This is a genomic window from Streptomyces roseus (assembly GCF_001044425.1).
GTDB lineage: Bacteria > Actinomycetota > Actinomycetes > Streptomycetales > Streptomycetaceae > Streptomyces > Streptomyces roseus.
Window position 1 is genome coordinate 127,626 of sequence record NZ_LFML01000122.1, and the last position, 16,248, is coordinate 143,873.

Consider the following 16,248-nt stretch of genomic DNA (forward strand, 5'->3'; position numbering starts at 1 on the left):
TGACCCCGCAGGAACAGCGCACCCAGGGTGGTGCGGCGCCCCGGCGCCGCACCACCCCTTCGCCTTCCGCCCCCGCGCCGACTGGAGAACCGCCCATGCGTCCCCGCCCCCGCATCGCTCCGTACGGTCCGCTCCTCGCCCTGTTGCTGCTGGTCGCGGGCCTGCTCCTGGGGCCGGCCACGCGGGCGACGGCCGCGGACAACGGCACCTGGGGGGTGTTCCCGACGCCCCCGGCCGGCGCCGCGATGACCGATCGCGCGTACTTCTTCCACCAGGGCGCGGCCGGGACCACGGTCAGCGACAGCGTGACCGTCCTGAACTCCTCGGACAGGGAGCTGACCTTCCAGGTCTTCGCCACCGACGCCGTCAACACCCCGGCCGGCGGCGCCTTCGCGCTGTTGCCGGTGGAACAGAAGCCCAAGGACGTGGGCGCGTGGATCGCGCTGGCGCCCGAGGCGGCCACCACCGTCACCGTGCCGCCCAAGAGCCGCAAGGACATCCCGTTCACGGTGAGGGTCCCCGTGGACGCGACGCCCGGCGACCACGTCGGCGGGATCGTCGCCCTCAACACCGCCGTGGAGGGCGTCCGGCAGGAGGGCAAGGTCCAGGTCGGGGTGAAACGGCAGGTCGGCTCGCGGCTGTACTTCCGGGTGCCGGGACCCGTGACTCCGGGGCTGAGCGTGGAGGACGTCGAGGTCAGCCGCTCCGCGCCGCTGCTGCCGTGGGTCGGGACCGCCCGCGCCACGGTCTCGTACGCGCTGGTCAACCGGGGCAACGTGGTCGTCGAGCCCAAGGTGGCGGTGTCCGCCGAGGGCTTGTTCGGCCGTACGGTGCTGGACCGGCCGGCCCGCGAGCTGAAGCTGGTGCTGCTGCCCGGTCAGCGGATCGAGCTGACCGAACCCTGGGCGGACGCACCCCAGTCGGACCGGGTGACCGTGAGGGTCTCGGCCGGGGCGACGGCCTACCCGGACCTCGCGTCGGCGTCGGAGGCGGAGTTCATCGCCGTGCCGTGGCCGGCCTTCGGCGCGCTGCTGGTACTGGCGGGCGCCGCGCTCACCTTCCTGATCCTGCGGCGTCGCCGCCGCGCCCCCTCGCAACCGTACGAGCCCGCCCAGGACTTGGCCCCCACCCGTTGACGGGCGAGGGTGTCCGTTGACCCTGGACCTCACCGTGGACAGGAACGTGGTCACGGGGTCGTGGGTGGAGCAGACCGCGAGCGATGGCTACTACAACGGCGCCCGCTACCACGGGGCCGTTCAGCTCCTGGTCGAGCCGACCGGCCGACGCATCGCCGGCAAGTGGTCGGATTCGGGAAGGACTTCGACGTGAACACCGGGCCGTGGGAATTGCGGCTGGTGGACGAGTCCACGTCGAAGGCGGTCTTGGAGCAGTACAGCCGCGCCCCCGAGTAGCCCGGGACGGCAGGAACCCCCGGCCGGTGAGGGTGGGCCGGGGGTCCTGTGTTTGGGGCGCCTGTCAGGCGTCAGGCACTATCGAGACGTCGGGAAGCCCAGGTCCACGCCCGCCGGGGCCTCGGACGGGTCCGGCCAGCGGGTCGTGACGACCTTGCCGCGGGTGTAGAAGTGGATGCCGTCGTTCCCGTAGATGTGGTGGTCGCCGAAGAGCGAGTCCTTCCAGCCGCCGAAGGAGTGGTAGCCCACCGGCACCGGGATCGGCACGTTGACGCCGACCATGCCCGCCTCGATCTCCAGCTGGAAGCGCCGGGCCGCGCCGCCGTCACGGGTGAAGATCGCCGTGCCGTTGCCGAACGGCGAGGCGTTGATGAGCGCCACACCCTCCTCGTAGGTCTCGGCGCGCAGCACGCACAGCACCGGTCCGAAGATCTCGTCGCGGTAGGCGTCCGAGTCGGTCTTGACGTTGTCCAGCAGCGAGAGGCCGATCCAGTGGCCGTTCTCGAACCCGCCGACCGTGTACCCCGTGCCGTCCAGGACCACGTCCGCGCCCTGCTCGGCCGCGCCCTTCACATACGAGGCGACCTTGTCGCGGTGGGCGGCCGTGATCAGCGGTCCCATCTCGGAGGCCGGGTCGTTGCCGGGGCCGATCTTGATCTTCTCGGCGCGCTCGCGGATCTTCTCCACCAGCGCGTCGCCGATCGATCCGACGGCGACGACCGCCGAGATCGCCATGCAGCGCTCGCCGGCCGAGCCGTACGCGGCCGAGACCGCCGCGTCGGCGGCCGCGTCCAGGTCGGCGTCCGGCAGCACCAGCATGTGGTTCTTGGCGCCGCCCAGTGCCTGGACCCGCTTGCCGTTCGCGGAAGCGGTGGTGTGGATGTGGCGGGCGATCGGCGTCGAGCCGACGAAGGAGACGGCCGCGATGCCCGGGTGGGCGAGCAGCGCGTCGACGGCGACCTTGTCACCGTGGACGACGTTCAGCACACCGTCCGGCAGACCGGCCTCGGAGGCCAGCTCGGCCAGCTTGTTGGCGGCCGAGGGGTCCTTCTCGCTCGGCTTGAGGATGAAGGTGTTCCCGCAGGCCACGGCCAGCGGGAACATCCACATCGGCACCATCGCCGGGAAGTTGAACGGGGTGATGCCCGCGACCACGCCCAGCGGCTGGCGGATCGAGGAGACGTCCACCCGGCTGGAGACGGAGGTCGACAGCTCGCCCTTGAGCTGCGTGGTGATCCCGCAGGCCAGCTCGACGATCTCCAGGCCGCGCGCCACCTCGCCCAGCGCGTCCGAGTGGACCTTGCCGTGCTCGGCGGTGATCAGCTCGGCGATCGCGTCGCGGTTGGCGTCCAGCAGGGCGCGGTAGGCGAAGAGCACCTTGGTGCGGGCGGCCAGCGAGGACTGGCCCCAGGTCTGGAAGGCCTCCCGGGCGACCTGTACGGCCGCGTCGACCTCGTCGGCCGAGGCGAGCGCGACCTGCGTGGTGACCTCGCCGGTGGCCGGGTCGGTCACCGGGCCGTAGTTGCCCGACGCGCCCTCGACGGTCTTGCCACCGATCCAGTGGTTGACGGTCTTCATGCCTATTGCTCCTTCACAGATGGCGACGTCGCTGCGCGGCTTGCCGGTCGTACTCTTCGCGGGCCGCGGCCGCGGATTTCCGTGTCGCGGTCTCGGCCACAGGAACATCCCACCACGCCTGTGCCGGGGGCGGGCCCGACACAGTGTCGGGTGTTCGGGTCTGTGCGTAGACACATGTGGGGCGGTCCGCCGCACGCGCTTCCGCGAGGGCTTTCCGCAGGTCACCGATGGTGCGGGTGCGGATCACGGCCACCCCGAGGGAGGCCGCGTTGGCCGCGAGGTCCAACGGCAGCGGCGCACCGGTGTACGAACCGTCCTGCGCCCGGAAGCGGTACGCGGTGGCGAAGCCCTCCGCGCCCACCGTCCCGGAGAGGCCGCCGATGGAGGCGTAGCCGTGGTTGTCGAGGATCACCACCTTGATCGGGACGCCCTCCTGCACGGCCGTGACCAGCTCGGTCGGGTTCATCAGGTACGTCCCGTCTCCGACCAGCGCCCAGACCGGGCGGCCGGGGGCGGCGAGCGCGACTCCGATCGCCGCCGGGATCTCGTAGCCCATGCAGGAGTACCCGTACTCCACGTGGTACTGGTCGGCCGAGCGGGACCGCCACAGTTTGTGCAGGTCGCCGGGGAGGGAGCCGGCGGCGTTGATCAGGATGTCCTCGGGGCCGACCACCGCGTCGAGCAGCCCGAGCACCTGCGCCTGCGTCGGGGCCCGGTCCTCGTCGGGGGCCGCGTAGGCCCGGTCGACCAGCAGCTCCCATCCGCTTTTCCGCTCTTTGTACGCCGTCTCGTACCCGGGGTCCACGCGGTACCCGGCGACCGCGGCCCGGAGCTCCTCCAGGCCCGCCCGCGCATCGCAGACCACCGGCTGGCCGGCGAGTTTGTGGGCGTCGTACGGATCGATGTTGAGCCCGAGGAAGCGGACGGCCGGGTTCTGGAACAGGGTCCCCGAGGCGGTGGTGAAGTCCGTGAGCCGCGTCCCGGCGGCGATGACCAGGTCGGCGCCGCGGGCCAGCTCGTCGGCGGTGGCCGTGCCGGTGTGCCCGATGCCGCCGACGTCGGCGGGGTGGTCGTACGGGAGCGCCCCCTTGCCGGCCTGCGTGGAGGCGACCGGGATCCCGGTGGCCCCGGCGAACTCCGCCAGCGCGCTCTGGGCCGCGCTGTGCCGGATCCCGCCGCCGGCGATGACCAGCGGGCGCGCGGAGCCCCGTACGGCCGCGGCGGCGCGGGCGAGCTCGTCCCGGTCGGGCCGGGGCCGGCGTACGGCCCACACGCGCTCGGCGAAGAACTCGGGCGGCCAGTCGTGGGCCTCGGTCTGGACGTCCTGCGGCAGCGCCAGCGTCACCGCACCGGTCTGGACGGGGTCGGTGAGCACCCGCATCGCCTGGAGGGCGGCCGGGATCAGGGCCTCTGGGCGGGTGATCCGGTCGAAGTGGCGGGAGACGGGGCGCAGCGTGTCGTTGACCGAGACGTCGCCGGCGTGGGCCGCCTCCAGCTGCTGGAGGACGGGATCGGCGGGCCGGGTGGCGAAGGCGTCCCCGGGCAGGAGGAGGACGGGAATCCGGTTGATGGTGGCGAGGGCGGCCCCGGTGACGAGGTTGGTGGCGCCGGGCCCGATCGAGGTGGTGACGGCGTGGGCCGAGAGCCGCCCGCGCTGGCGGGCGTACCCGACGGCGGCGTGCACCATGGCCTGCTCGTTGCGCCCCTGGAGGAAGGGCATGTCGCGCGGTCCGCTCTCCAGGAGGGCCTGCCCGATGCCGGCGACGTTCCCGTGTCCGAAGATGCCCCAGGTGGCGGCGATCAGCCGCCGGCGGTGCCCGTCGCGCTCGGTGTGCTGGGCGGCCAGGAACCGTACGAGGGCCTGGGCGACGGTGAGCCTCATGGGGTCGCGTCCTCCGCTCGGGGTCGGTGGAAGGGCAGCCGGGGGTCGGCTTCCCGCCCGGTCCAGGTGTCCCGGATCCAGGCGTGGTCGGGGTGGTCCCGGATCAGCCAGGCGCGGGGCTGGCCGGGGGGACCGGCCATGACGTTGAGGTAGTACATGTCGTGCCCGGGCGCGGCGATGGAGGGCCCGTGCCAGCCGTCCGGGATGAGCACCGCGTCCCCGCTCCTCACCTCGGTGAGGATGTCGGTCTTCCCGGTGGGGGACGGGCTGACACGCTGGTAGCCGAGGCCGGGCGTGTCGCCGTGCGGGGCGATCTCGAAGTAGTAGACCTCTTCGAGGCGGGATTCGCGGCCGGGGTGGAACTCGTCGTGCTTGTGGGGCGGGTACGAGGACCAGTTCCCGCCGGGGGTGAGCACCTCGACGGCGATCAGCCGGTCGCAGTCGAAGACGCCGGCGGCGGCGAAGTTGTTGACCTGGCGCGAGCACTGGCCGGCTCCGCGGATCTCGACGGGGACTGCGCCGGCCGGCCCGTACCGGGCGGGCAGTACCTTCTCGCACCGCGCCCCGACGAGCGCGAACCGGCCTCCGGCGGTGGACCCGATCTCGGCCTGCCCGTCCCGGGGCAGGTACGCGAAGTCGGTCGGCCCGCCGAACACGTCCTCCCGCCCGCGCAGTTCGAACACCTGCCGGTCCGCACGCGCCGGCGGGTGCGGAGCTGCGTCCAGGGCGGGGTCCGGGGCGGGGCCGCGGTGACCGGGAGACGGGCGGGCGGCGGCCGGCTCCGCGCAGCGGACGGTACAGCCCCCGGCCAGCGGGAGCACGATCCACTCCCGGTCCCCGCACGCGTGCGCGTGGACCTCCCCCGGCCCGAGCTCCAGCACCCGCAGCGCCGCGAACTCCATCTCGTGCGATGCCGTCAGCGTCACGGCTCCAGCACCTCCTCCACTTCCTTCGCGTACGGCATCGCCGCCGAGCACGCCAGCCTCGAAGCCACGATCGCCCCCGCCGCGTTGGCGAAACGGAGCACCCGCTCCAGCTCCCACCCCGCCAGCAGGCCGTGGCACAGGGCGCCTCCGAACGCGTCCCCGGCGCCGAGCCCGTTCACCACGTCCACCGGCACCGCGGCGGCCTCCACCTCGGTTCCGTCCCGCCGCAGGGCGAGCACCCCTTCCGGCCCGCGTTTGACGACCGCCAGCTCCACCCCGGCCGCGAGCAGCGCCCGCGCCGCGGCCCGCGGTTCGCTCTCGCCGGTCGCGACGGCGCACTCCTGGACGTTCCCGACCGCCACCGTGGCCAGGCCGAGCGCCCGCGCGTACGCCTCTCCCGGATCCTCCTCCCACAGCATCGGCCTCCAGTCGAGGTCGAAGACCGTGATCCCGGACTTCGAGCGCGCCTCCAGCGCGGCGAGGGTGGCGGAGCGGCTCGGCTGCGCGCTCAGGCCCGTGCCCGTCATCCAGAACAGCCGCGCGGCCCGTACGGCCGCCAGGTCCAGCTCATGCGGTTCGATCTCCAGGTCGGGGGCCTTGGGCAGCCGGTAGAAGTACAGCGGGAAGTCGTCGGGCGGGAAGATCTCGCAGAACGTCAGCGGGGTGGGGTAGCGCGCCACCTCCCCCACCCACCGGTCGTCCACTCCGAATGCGCGCAGCTCGGCGCGGAGATAGGCGCCGAAGGGGTCCGCTCCGGTCCGGGTGATCACCGCCACCCGGCGGCCCAGCCGGGCCGCGGCGACGGCCACGTTGGTGGGCGAGCCGCCCAGGAACTTCCCGAACGTGTCCGCCTCCGCCAGCGGTACACCCGTTCTCAGCGGGTAGAGATCCACCCCGATCCGCCCCATGGTGATCAGGTCGAACGTGACATCGTCCGCGGTCGTCACAGGCAGTCCTCCCACTCGTCTCGCCCCCTAAGGTGGCCGTCATGACCTCCTCCCCGCCCGCGTTGACCCGTATCCGCATCGGTTCGGCTCCGGACTCCTGGGGTGTCTGGTTCCCCGACGATCCGCTCCAGACCCCGTGGGAGCGGTTCCTCGACGAGGTCGCCGACTCCGGGTACGAGTGGATCGAGCTGGGCCCGTACGGCTACCTCCCGACCGACCCCGCCCGCCTCGCCGAGGAGACCGCGCGACGGGGTCTGCGCGTGAGCGCCGGCACCGTCTTCACCGGACTCCATCACGGGCCCGGGGTCTGGGAGGACACCTGGGAGCACGTGTCGCGGATCGCGGCGCTCGCCCAGGCGGTGGGCGCGGGCCACCTCGTCGTCATCCCGTCCTTCTGGCGCGACGACAAGACGGGCAAGGTGCTGGAGGACCGCACCCTCAGCCCCGGGCAGTGGCGTGAACTGACCACGCAGACCGAGCGCCTGGGCCGCGAGGTGCGCGACCGGTACGGGCTGCGGATCGTCGTCCACCCGCACGCCGACACGCACATCGACACCCCCGAGAATGTGGCCCGCTTCCTGGACGCCACCGACCCGGAGCTGGTCTCCCTCTGCCTGGACACCGGGCACTACGCATACTGCGGCGGCGACAGCGTCCAGGCCGTCGAGACGTTCGCCGAGCGGATCGGCTACCTCCACCTCAAGCAGGTCGACCCGCGGATCCTCGCCGAAGTCCGGGCGGAGCAGCTGCCCTTCGGGCCGGCCGTGGCCCGGGGGGTGATGTGCGAGCCGCCGTCGGGGGTGCCCGCGCTGGAGCCCGTCCTCGCGGCCGCGCAGCGGCTCGGGGTGGACCTCTTCGCCATCGTGGAACAGGACATGTACCCGTGCCCGCCCGACCGGCCGCTGCCGATCGCCCGCCGCACCCGCGCCTACCTGCGCTCCTGCGGCGCCCGCTGACCCCGGAGGGAACACGAGATGAGCACGCTGGGCATCGCCGTCATCGGGACGGGGAAGATGGGCGCCGACCACGTCCGCCGGATCGGGCGGACGGTGGGCGGGGCCCGGGTGGTGGCCGTGGCCGATCCGGACGGGGACCGGGTCAAGGCGGTCGCGGCGGGCCTGGACGGGGCGAGCGCGCACACGGATCCGGCGGCGGCGATGGCGGCACCCGGAGTACAGGCCGTACTGATCGCCTCCCCCGGGCCCGCCCACGAGGAGGCGATCCTGCACGCCCTGCGACGGGAGTTGCCGGTGCTGTGCGAGAAGCCGCTGACCCCGGATCCGGCGGGGGCGCTGCGGGTGATGGAGGCGGAACAGCGGCTGGGCCGCCGCCTGGTGCAGGTGGGGTTCATGCGGCGGTTCGACGCCGAGTACGAGCGGTTGAAGGAGTTGCTGGACGCGGGCGGGATCGGCCGGCCGCTGTTCCTGCACTGCCGGCACCGCAACGCCTCCTCGCCCTCCTTCTTCACCAGCGACATGCTGATCACCGACTCCGTCGTGCACGAGGTCGACGCGGCGCGCTGGCTGCTGGGGCAGGAGATCACGGCGGTCTCGGTGCTCTCCCCCACGCCCAGCTCGGCGGCCCCCGAGGGGCTGCGCGATCCGCGGCTGGTGCTGCTGGAGACCGCGGGCGGGGCGATCGTCGACGTGGAGATCTTCGTCAACTGCGGCTTCGGCTACGAGGTCCGCTGCGAGGCGGTCGGCGAGTCCGGCAGCGCCCAGATCGGCGAGGGGCAGACGATGCTGGTCCGCTCCGGGGGCCGCGGCTACGGGGAGATCCCGCAGGACTTCACCGTGCGCTTCGCCGACGCGTACGACCGCCAGCTGCGGCGCTGGGTGGCCGCGGCCGCGCAGGGCCGGGTGGCCGGTCCCGACGCCTGGGACGGTTACGCGGCGGCCGCCGTCTCCGCGGCGGGGCTCGCCGCCGCGCACAACGGCGTACGGACTCCGGTGGAGCTGGTGGAGCGCCCCGCCCTCTACCGCTGAACCCCCCTGCCACTCCCCGCCGTTGTGCCGCATGTGTCACAGGCGTCTCTCTCGTGTCACGCATATCCCCATTACGCGGGTATTTCGTCACAGGCAGTCGACAGGAGCCCCCCTGCCTTCACCCTCTGTCGTTCTCCGGGCACAACCCGAGTGATCGTCACTGTCCACGCGTCGGCTCCCCCGACGGCCTCCCGGCCGGCCCCGCCACGTGGACAAGGAGGTGTCGTGGATGAGCGACCGACAGCTGTGGTCGTACAAGGAGATCGCCGCCCATATCCGGGTCCAGCCGGACACGGTGCGCTCGTACCGCAAGCACGGGCTGCTCCCCTCCCCCGACCACGTGGAAGGCGGCAAGCCCTACTGGTACGCCGACACGATCCGCACCTGGGTGGCCCGCCGCCCCGGCAACCGGGGCCGCCGTGAGGACTGAGCCCCGGCAGCGGCCCCGGCGCCCTGCGGCGCGGACACCGCCCCCGACGCTCGCATTGATACCCCCTAGGGGTATAGTCTTCGATAGTCGGGAGGACGGTGGGGAGGCAACACCCCGCACCGCCGTCGCCCCGGCGACCGGACACGCCCCTGAAGAGGAGAACGACATGAGTGCCGAGACGGACACCCAGACCACCACCGTCTACCGGGTGACCGGCATGACCTGCGGCCACTGCGAGGGCGCGGTGACCACCGAGCTCTCCGCCCTGCCCGGCGTCAGCTCGGTCAAGGCCGTCGCCGCGACCGGCGAGGTCACCGTGGTCTCCGCCGCCCCGCTCGCCGAGGACGACGTGCGCGCGGCCGTGGACGAGGCCGGGTACGAGTTCGCCGGCCAGGCCGGCTGATCACCCCTTCTCCTCCGCAGCACCCTGCCGGGTCGTGCCGGCCAGCTCATACTGGTTCCGTACGACCCGGCCCTCCCCCTGGAGCCGGACATGAGCAGCAGCACCGTGCACGACGGACCCATAGCGGCGGCCGCGGCCGCCGAGGTCGAACTGGCCATCGGCGGGATGACCTGCGCCTCCTGCGCAGCCCGCATCGAGAAGAAGCTGAACCGGATGGACGGGGTCACCGCCACGGTGAACTACGCCACCGAGAAGGCCCGCGTCTCGTACGGGGACGGCGTCCGCGTCGCCGACCTGATCGCGACGGTCGTCAAGACCGGGTACACCGCCGAGGAGCCCCCGCCTCCGGAGCCGGAACCGCAGCTCCGGGCCGCCGGCCCCGGGGCCGTAGCCGCGCCCGACCCCGAGCTGGCCGCCCTGCGCGAGCGGCTGCTGGTCTCCGCCGCCCTCGCCCTGCCCGTCGTCCTGCTCTCGATGGTCCCGGCCCTCCAGTTCGACAACTGGCAATGGCTCTCGCTCACCCTGGCCGCCCCCGTGGTCGTCTGGGGCGCCCTCCCCTTCCACAAGGCCGCCTGGACCAATGCCCGGCACGGCGCGGCCACCATGGACACCCTGGTCTCGGTCGGCACGCTCGCCGCCTTCGCCTGGTCGCTGTGGGCCCTGTTCTTCGGCCACGCCGGGATGCCGGGCATGCGGCACGGCTTCGATCTGACCGTCTCCCGTACGGACGGCTCCTCCTCCATCTACCTGGAGGTCGCCGCCGGAGTCGTCAGCTTCATCCTGCTCGGCCGCTATCTGGAGGCCCGCTCCAAGCGGAAGGCGGGCGCGGCCCTCAAGGCCCTGCTGGAGCTGGGCGCCAAGGACGTCGCCGTCCTGCGCGGCGGGGCCGAGGTACGGATCCCGGTGGCGCAGCTCGCGGTCGGCGACCGGTTCGTCGTCCGGCCCGGCGAGAAGATCGCCACCGACGGCACGGTCGTCGAGGGCGCCTCCGCCGTGGACGCCTCGATGCTGACCGGCGAGTCCGTCCCGGTCGAGGTCTCCGCGGGCGACTCCGTCACCGGCGCCACCGTCAACACCTCGGGCCGCCTCGTCGTCGAGGCCACCCGGGTCGGCGCCGACACCCAGCTCGCCCGGATGGCCCATCTGGTCGAGGAGGCACAGAACGGCAAGGCCGAGGTGCAGCGCCTGGCCGACCGGATCGCCGGGGTCTTCGTACCGGTGGTCCTGGTGCTGGCCCTCGGCACCTGGGTCACCTGGCTGCTGATCACCGACAACCCCACCGCCGCCTTCACCGCCGCCGTGGCCGTCCTGATCATCGCCTGCCCCTGCGCCCTGGGCCTGGCCACACCGACCGCGCTGATGGTCGGCACGGGGCGCGGCGCGCAGCTCGGCATCCTGATCAAGGGTCCCGAGGTGCTGGAGTCCACCCGCCGCGTGGACACGGTCGTGCTCGACAAGACCGGTACGGTCACCACCGGCCGGATGACCCTCTCCGCCGCGCACCCCGCCGAGGGCGTGGACGAGCGGCAACTGCTGCGCCTCGCGGGCGCGCTGGAGCACGCCTCCGAGCACCCGATCGCCCGGGCCATCGCCACCGGAGCCGCCGAGAGGGCGGGCGCCCTGCCGGTCCCGGAGTCCTTCGAGTCCCTCGCCGGCCTCGGCGTCCAGGGCGTGGTCGACGGACACGCCGTCCTGGTCGGCCGCGAGCGGCTGCTGGCCGACTGGTCGATCCCGCTGCCCGCCGCCCTCGCGCAGGCCCGGGCGGCCGCGGAGGCCGAGGGCGGCACCGCCGTCCTGGTGGCGTGGGACGGCGAGGCCCGCGGCGTGCTGACCGTCGCCGACGCCGTCAAGGAGACCAGCGCCGAGGCGGTCTCGCGGCTGCGCGCGCTGGGCCTGACCCCGGTGCTGCTGACCGGCGACAACAAGGCGGTCGCCGAGACGGTGGCCCGTGCCGTCGGCATCGACGAGGTGATCGCCGAGGTGCTGCCCGAGGACAAGGTGGACGTCGTCCGCCGGCTCCAGGCGCAGGGCCGCACGGTCGCCATGGTGGGCGACGGGGTCAACGACGCGGCCGCGCTGGCCCAGGCGGACCTGGGCCTGGCGATGGGCACCGGCACCGACGCCGCGATCGAGGCGGGCGACCTGACACTCGTACGGGGGGATCTGCGGGTGGCGGCGGACGCGATCCGGCTCTCCCGGCGGACCCTGGCGATCATCAAGGGGAACCTGTTCTGGGCCTTCGGCTACAACGTGGCGGCCCTGCCGCTCGCGGCCGCCGGCCTGCTCAACCCGATGATTGCGGGGGCGGCGATGGCGTTCTCCTCCGTTTTCGTGGTGAGCAACAGCCTGCGGTTGCGAACCTTCCGTTGAGGGATCTTCTCCTCACGCTGCGCACACTTCCTTCACGGGAGACGCAGATCACAGTGATTGCAACGTAACCATCCGGCACCGCAGTGGGTCTAATGGGGCGATGCCAAGAACGTCTTGGGGGACGTTCACGGGGGTCTTGGGGGACGTCCGGGCATCAGCCGGCCGGGACGCGTGCCCAACGGGGTGCTTTGAGCGGCCCTCCCGACCCGTACGGGTCCCGGCAGACACCCATCGGAGCGCGCCGCGCGTGCGCTCCTCGCCGACACCCCGGCTCGGGTCCCGTGGGGGGAATCCGTTCCGGGGACAGGAAAGCGCCCCGACCGTCGACCCGTGGGGGGATCGACGGCGGGGCGCTTTTCGCAAGCCTTGAGTGCCTCGGGTCAGCGGGCCTCGACCGGGACGAAGTCGCGCAGGACCTCGCCGGTGTAGATCTGGCGCGGGCGGCCGATGCGGGAACCCGGCTCCTTGATCATCTCGTGCCACTGGGCGATCCAGCCGGGAAGGCGGCCGAGCGCGAAGAGCACGGTGAACATCTCGGTGGGGAAGCCCATGGCCCGGTAGATCAGGCCGGTGTAGAAGTCCACGTTCGGGTAGAGGTTGCGCTCGACGAAGTACTCGTCGGCCAGCGCGTGCTCTTCCAGCTTGAGTGCGATGTCGAGCAGCTCGTCGCTCTTGCCGAGCGCCGAGAGGACGTCGTGCGCCGCGGCCTTGATGATCTTCGCCCGGGGGTCGAAGCTCTTGTAGACGCGGTGTCCGAAGCCCATGAGGCGGACGCCGTCTTCCTTGTTCTTCACCTTGCGGATGAAGGCGTCGACGTCGCCGCCGTCGTTCTTGATGCCTTCCAGCATCTCCAGGACGGACTGGTTGGCGCCACCGTGCAGGGGGCCCCACAGGGCCGAGATGCCGGCGGAGATCGAGGCGAACATGTTCGCCTGCGAGGAGCCGACCAGGCGCACGGTGGAGGTGGAGCAGTTCTGCTCGTGGTCCGCGTGCAGGATCAGCAGCTTGTCGAGCGCCGAGACGACGACCGGGTCCAGGTCGTACTCCTGGGCCGGCACGGAGAACGTCATGCGCAGGAAGTTCTCGACGTAGCCGAGGTCGTTGCGCGGGTAGACGACCGGGTGGCCGACCGACTTCTTGTACGCGTAGGCCGCGATCGTCGGGAGCTTGGCCAGCAGGCGGATCGTCGAGAGGTGGCGCTGCTTCTCGTCGAACGGGTTGTGGCTGTCCTGGTAGAACGTCGACAGCGCGCTGACCACGGAGGACAGCATCGCCATCGGGTGCGCGTCACGCGGGAAGCCGTCGTAGAACCGCTTCACGTCCTCGTGCAGCAGCGTGTGCTGGGTGATCTCGTTGCGGAAAGACGCGAGCTGGTCGACGGTCGGCAGCTCACCGTTGATCAGCAGGTACGCGACCTCGATGAAGGTCGAGCGTTCGGCCAGCTGCTCGATCGGGTAACCGCGGTAGCGCAGGATGCCCTGCTCACCGTCGAGGTAGGTGATCGCGGACTTGTAGGCGGCGGTGTTGCCGTAGCCGCTGTCCAAGGTGACGAGCCCGGTCTGGGCCCTCAGCTTCGAGATGTCGAAGCCCTGGTCACCGACGGTGCTTTCGACCACCGGGTAGGTGTATTCACCGTCCGCGTACCGGAGTACTACAGAGTTGTCGCTCACGTCATCCCTCACCGACGTAGTGCCTCTTCTTCGAGGTGCCCTGACTGCCTCTACCTTCCCCCATTTGGCGCAGGAGAGTGCACTCGGGGTCGGCCTTTGGTGCTTTTGACGGCACTGAGTGCCTTCAACCAGCTCATCCTGCCCCCTCCGCACCGGTGCGTGAACCCCAAATGATCGATCATCTAGGTGATGTTCCCCACCGGTAGCCGTCCGGACAGCCTCGGCGCGACCGCCGTGAACCTCCTGCCTGCGGAAACGGTACGCACCGCCTGGCCGAGCGCCTTGCGGGACCCGACCAGCACGACGAGTTTCTTCGCCCTGGTCACCGCCGTATAGAGCAGGTTGCGCTGGAGCATCATCCAGGCGCCGGTGGTGACGGGGATCACCACGGCCGGATATTCACTCCCCTGAGAGCGGTGGATGGTGACGGCGTACGCGTGCGCCAGCTCGTCCAGCTCGGTGAACTCGTAGCCGACCTCCTCGTCCTCCTCCGTCCGCACCGTCAGCCGCTGCTCGTCCACGTCGAGGGCGGTCACCACGCCGACCGTGCCGTTGAAGACCCCGTTGGCGCCCTTCTCGTAGTTGTTCCGGATCTGGGTGACCTTGTCGCCGACGCGGAAGACCCGGCCGCCGAACCGCTTCTCCGGCAGGTCGGGCCGGGCCGGGGTGATGGCCTGCTGGAGCAGCCCGTTGAGGTTTCCGGCACCGGCCGGGCCCCGGTGCATGGGGGCCAGCACCTGGATGTCGCGGCGCGGGTCGAGGCCGAACCTGGCCGGAATCCGCCGGGCGGCCACATCCACCGCGAGCCGCCCGGCCTCCTCGGTGTCCTCCTCCGCGAACAGGAAGAAGTCCGGCAGCCCGTCGGTGATCGGCGGCACGCCGGTGTTGATCCGGTGGGCGTTGGTGACCACGCCCGACTGCTGGGCCTGCCGGAAAATCCGGGTGAGGCGGACCGCCGGTACGGGCCCGCCCTCGGCCAGCAGGTCCCGCAGCACCTCGCCGGCGCCGACCGAGGGCAGCTGGTCCACGTCCCCGACCAGCAGCAGGTGCGCACCCGGCGCCACCGCCTTGACCAGCTTGTTCGCCAGCAGCAGGTCCAGCATCGAGGCCTCGTCCACGACGACCAGGTCCGCGTCCAGCGGGCGCTCCCGGTCGTACGCCGCGTCCCCGCCCGGCTTGAGCTCCAGCAGCCGGTGCACGGTGGAGGCCTCGGCCCCGGTGAGCTCCGCGAGCCTCTTCGCGGCCCGCCCGGTGGGCGCCGCGAGCACGACCTTGGCCTTCTTGGCCCGGGCCAGCTCCACGATCGAGCGCACGGTGAAGGACTTCCCGCAGCCCGGGCCGCCGGTCAGGACGGCCACCCGGCGGGTCAGCGCCAGGGTGACGGCGTCCCGCTGCTCGGGGGCAAGCTTGGCCCCCGTACGGCCGGCCAGCCAGCCGAAGGCCTTGTCCCAGTCCACGTCCTGGAAGCCCGGCATCCGGTCGTCCTCCGCGTTCAGGAGCCGCCGGACCTGCCCGACCAGCGACAGCTCGGCCCGGTGGAAGGGCACCAGGTACACGGCGGTCAGCGGGTACGGCCCGCCCTGCGGGTCGGGCACGGACTCCCGGACGACGCCCTCCGGATCGGCGGCCAGTTCGGCCAGGCAGTCGATGACCAGTCCCGTGTCCACCTGGAGCAGCTTGACCCCGTCGGCGATGAGGCGCTCCTCGGGCAGGAAGCAGTGCCCCTGGTCGGTGGACTGGGACAGGGCGTACTGGAGTCCGGCCTTGACCCGCTCGGGACTGTCGTGCGGTATGCCGACGGCCTGGGCGATCCGGTCGGCGGTCAGGAAGCCGATGCCCCACACGTCGGCGGCGAGGCGGTACGGCTGGTTCTTGACCACGGAGATGGAGGCGTCGGCGTACTTCTTGTAGATGCGGACGGCGATGGAGGTGGAGACGCCGACGCCCTGGAGGAAGACCATGACCTCCTTGATCGCCTTCTGCTCCTCCCAGGCGGCGCCGATCAGCTTGGTCCGCTTGGGGCCGAGGCCCGGCACCTCGATCAGCCGCTTCGGCGCCTCCTCGATCACGTCGAGGGTGTCGGTGCCGAAGTGCTCCACGATCCGGTCGGCGATCTTCGGTCCGATGCCCTTGATCAGGCCGGAGCCGAGGTAGCGGCGTATGCCCTGGATGGTCGCGGGGAGCACGGTGCGGTAGTTCTCCACGGTGAACTGCCTGCCGTACTGGGGGTGGGACCCCCAGCGGCCCTCCATGCGCAGCGATTCGCCGGGCTGCGCCCCGAGCAGGGAGCCGACGACCGTGAGCAGATCCCCGCTGCCGCGGCCGGTGTCGACGCGGGCGACCGTGTACCCGCTCTCCTCGTTGGCGTAGGTGATGCGCTCGAGCACCCCCTCGACCACCGCCAGTTGCACCGCCCCGTTGGTTGCCATGGCACGAAGCTACCGTCCGGCGCCGACAGCCCGTCAGGCCTGTGGACAAACCCTGGGAACCCAGAAGGGGGTCCGGCCTCGCGGCCGGACCCCCTCACGGTTACCCCTCCCGTGCCGGACTTCCCGATCCCCCCAGATCCCTCCCCGGAAGTGCCGACGCACCATACGACCCACTGCCCCGCTCCGGGGTTGCACGCGGAATCGGAACTTTACGTT

At 72.0% G+C, this 16,248-nt stretch carries 12 protein-coding genes and 1 pseudogene; 7 read left to right on the plus strand and 6 right to left on the minus strand.

Annotation, left to right across the window (positions count from 1 at the left end):
* The first annotated feature begins 95 nt into the window (after window positions 1-95).
* A complete protein-coding gene (locus ACS04_RS27150) occupies window positions 96-1,136 on the plus strand; it encodes a WxL protein peptidoglycan domain-containing protein (RefSeq protein ID WP_048479407.1) in 1,041 nt (346 codons plus the stop codon).
* A gap of 13 nt (window positions 1,137-1,149) precedes the next feature.
* Window positions 1,150-1,412 (plus strand): annotated as a pseudogene (locus ACS04_RS27155) (XRE family transcriptional regulator); the annotation flags it as partial.
* 78 nt (window positions 1,413-1,490) lie between these two features.
* On the opposite strand, the gene ACS04_RS27160 reads toward ACS04_RS27155, so the two are convergent.
* The 4 genes from ACS04_RS27160 to iolC are packed head-to-tail and all read right to left on the minus strand — an operon-like array spanning window position 1,491 to window position 6,706.
* Window positions 1,491-2,990: a CoA-acylating methylmalonate-semialdehyde dehydrogenase gene (locus ACS04_RS27160; protein ID WP_048479408.1), complete on the minus strand. Its 1,500-nt coding sequence runs from the start codon at window positions 2,988-2,990 to the stop codon at window positions 1,491-1,493.
* A 13-nt stretch (window positions 2,991-3,003) separates the two neighbouring features.
* Window positions 3,004-4,872, minus strand: coding sequence for a 3D-(3,5/4)-trihydroxycyclohexane-1,2-dione acylhydrolase (decyclizing) (gene iolD, locus ACS04_RS27165; RefSeq protein ID WP_048479409.1), 1,869 nt, complete (start codon window positions 4,870-4,872; stop codon window positions 3,004-3,006).
* Window positions 4,869-5,774: a 5-deoxy-glucuronate isomerase gene (iolB, locus tag ACS04_RS27170; RefSeq protein WP_053080959.1), complete on the minus strand. Its 906-nt coding sequence runs from the start codon at window positions 5,772-5,774 to the stop codon at window positions 4,869-4,871. The genes iolD and iolB overlap by 4 nt, the downstream gene beginning before the upstream one ends.
* 20 nt (window positions 5,775-5,794) lie before the next feature.
* Complete coding sequence (iolC, locus tag ACS04_RS27175; RefSeq protein ID WP_048479445.1) at window positions 5,795-6,706, minus strand: 5-dehydro-2-deoxygluconokinase; 912 nt, start codon at window positions 6,704-6,706, stop codon at window positions 5,795-5,797.
* Window positions 6,707-6,786: 80 nt separating this feature from the next.
* On the opposite strand from iolC, the gene ACS04_RS27180 reads away from it, so the two are divergent.
* From ACS04_RS27180 to ACS04_RS27200, 5 genes are all read left to right on the plus strand, one after another.
* Window positions 6,787-7,701: a sugar phosphate isomerase/epimerase family protein gene (locus tag ACS04_RS27180; protein WP_048479411.1), complete on the plus strand. Its 915-nt coding sequence runs from the start codon at window positions 6,787-6,789 to the stop codon at window positions 7,699-7,701.
* Between the two features lie 18 nt (window positions 7,702-7,719).
* Window positions 7,720-8,730 carry a Gfo/Idh/MocA family protein gene (locus ACS04_RS27185; protein WP_048479412.1) on the plus strand — a complete coding sequence of 337 codons (1,011 nt, stop codon included), beginning with the start codon at window positions 7,720-7,722 and terminating at the stop codon, window positions 8,728-8,730.
* Window positions 8,731-8,959: 229 nt separating this feature from the next.
* The gene (locus tag ACS04_RS27190) at window positions 8,960-9,160 is read left to right on the plus strand and encodes a helix-turn-helix transcriptional regulator (RefSeq protein WP_048479413.1); all 201 of its coding nucleotides are present in this window, start codon (window positions 8,960-8,962) and stop codon (window positions 9,158-9,160) included.
* 166 nt (window positions 9,161-9,326) lie between these two features.
* Window positions 9,327-9,563 (plus strand): heavy-metal-associated domain-containing protein, encoded by a 237-nt coding sequence (locus tag ACS04_RS27195; protein WP_048479414.1) that lies wholly within the window; start codon window positions 9,327-9,329, stop codon window positions 9,561-9,563.
* Window positions 9,564-9,653: 90 nt separating this feature from the next.
* Window positions 9,654-11,933 (plus strand): heavy metal translocating P-type ATPase, encoded by a 2,280-nt coding sequence (locus tag ACS04_RS27200; protein WP_048479415.1) that lies wholly within the window; start codon window positions 9,654-9,656, stop codon window positions 11,931-11,933.
* 380 nt (window positions 11,934-12,313) lie between these two features.
* Here ACS04_RS27200 and ACS04_RS27205 read toward each other — a convergent pair whose 3' ends face one another.
* Both ACS04_RS27205 and recD2 read right to left on the minus strand, forming a co-directional pair.
* Window positions 12,314-13,603 (minus strand): citrate synthase, encoded by a 1,290-nt coding sequence (locus ACS04_RS27205; RefSeq protein WP_048479416.1) that lies wholly within the window; start codon window positions 13,601-13,603, stop codon window positions 12,314-12,316.
* Window positions 13,604-13,785: 182 nt separating this feature from the next.
* Complete coding sequence (gene recD2, locus ACS04_RS27210) at window positions 13,786-16,032, minus strand: SF1B family DNA helicase RecD2 (RefSeq protein WP_048479417.1); 2,247 nt, start codon at window positions 16,030-16,032, stop codon at window positions 13,786-13,788.
* Window positions 16,033-16,248: the final 216 nt, after the last annotated feature.

Excerpts from the sequence above, each read along its gene's own strand:
- ACS04_RS27150 (WP_048479407.1), top strand. The coding sequence starts at position 96 with ATGCGTCCCCGCCCCCGCATCGCTCCGTACGGTCCGCTCCTCGCCCTG.
- iolD (WP_048479409.1), bottom strand. The coding sequence starts at position 4,872 with ATGAGGCTCACCGTCGCCCAGGCCCTCGTACGGTTCCTGGCCGCCCAG.
- iolB (WP_053080959.1), bottom strand. The coding sequence starts at position 5,774 with ATGGAGTTCGCGGCGCTGCGGGTGCTGGAGCTCGGGCCGGGGGAGGTC.
- ACS04_RS27200 (WP_048479415.1), top strand. The coding sequence starts at position 9,654 with ATGAGCAGCAGCACCGTGCACGACGGACCCATAGCGGCGGCCGCGGCC.
- ACS04_RS27190 (WP_048479413.1), top strand. The coding sequence starts at position 8,960 with ATGAGCGACCGACAGCTGTGGTCGTACAAGGAGATCGCCGCCCATATC.
- ACS04_RS27180 (WP_048479411.1), top strand. The coding sequence starts at position 6,787 with ATGACCTCCTCCCCGCCCGCGTTGACCCGTATCCGCATCGGTTCGGCT.
- ACS04_RS27160 (WP_048479408.1), bottom strand. The coding sequence starts at position 2,990 with ATGAAGACCGTCAACCACTGGATCGGTGGCAAGACCGTCGAGGGCGCG.
- recD2 (WP_048479417.1), bottom strand. The coding sequence starts at position 16,032 with ATGGCAACCAACGGGGCGGTGCAACTGGCGGTGGTCGAGGGGGTGCTC.
- ACS04_RS27195 (WP_048479414.1), top strand. The coding sequence starts at position 9,327 with ATGAGTGCCGAGACGGACACCCAGACCACCACCGTCTACCGGGTGACC.
- ACS04_RS27185 (WP_048479412.1), top strand. The coding sequence starts at position 7,720 with ATGAGCACGCTGGGCATCGCCGTCATCGGGACGGGGAAGATGGGCGCC.
- iolC (WP_048479445.1), bottom strand. The coding sequence starts at position 6,706 with ATGGGGCGGATCGGGGTGGATCTCTACCCGCTGAGAACGGGTGTACCG.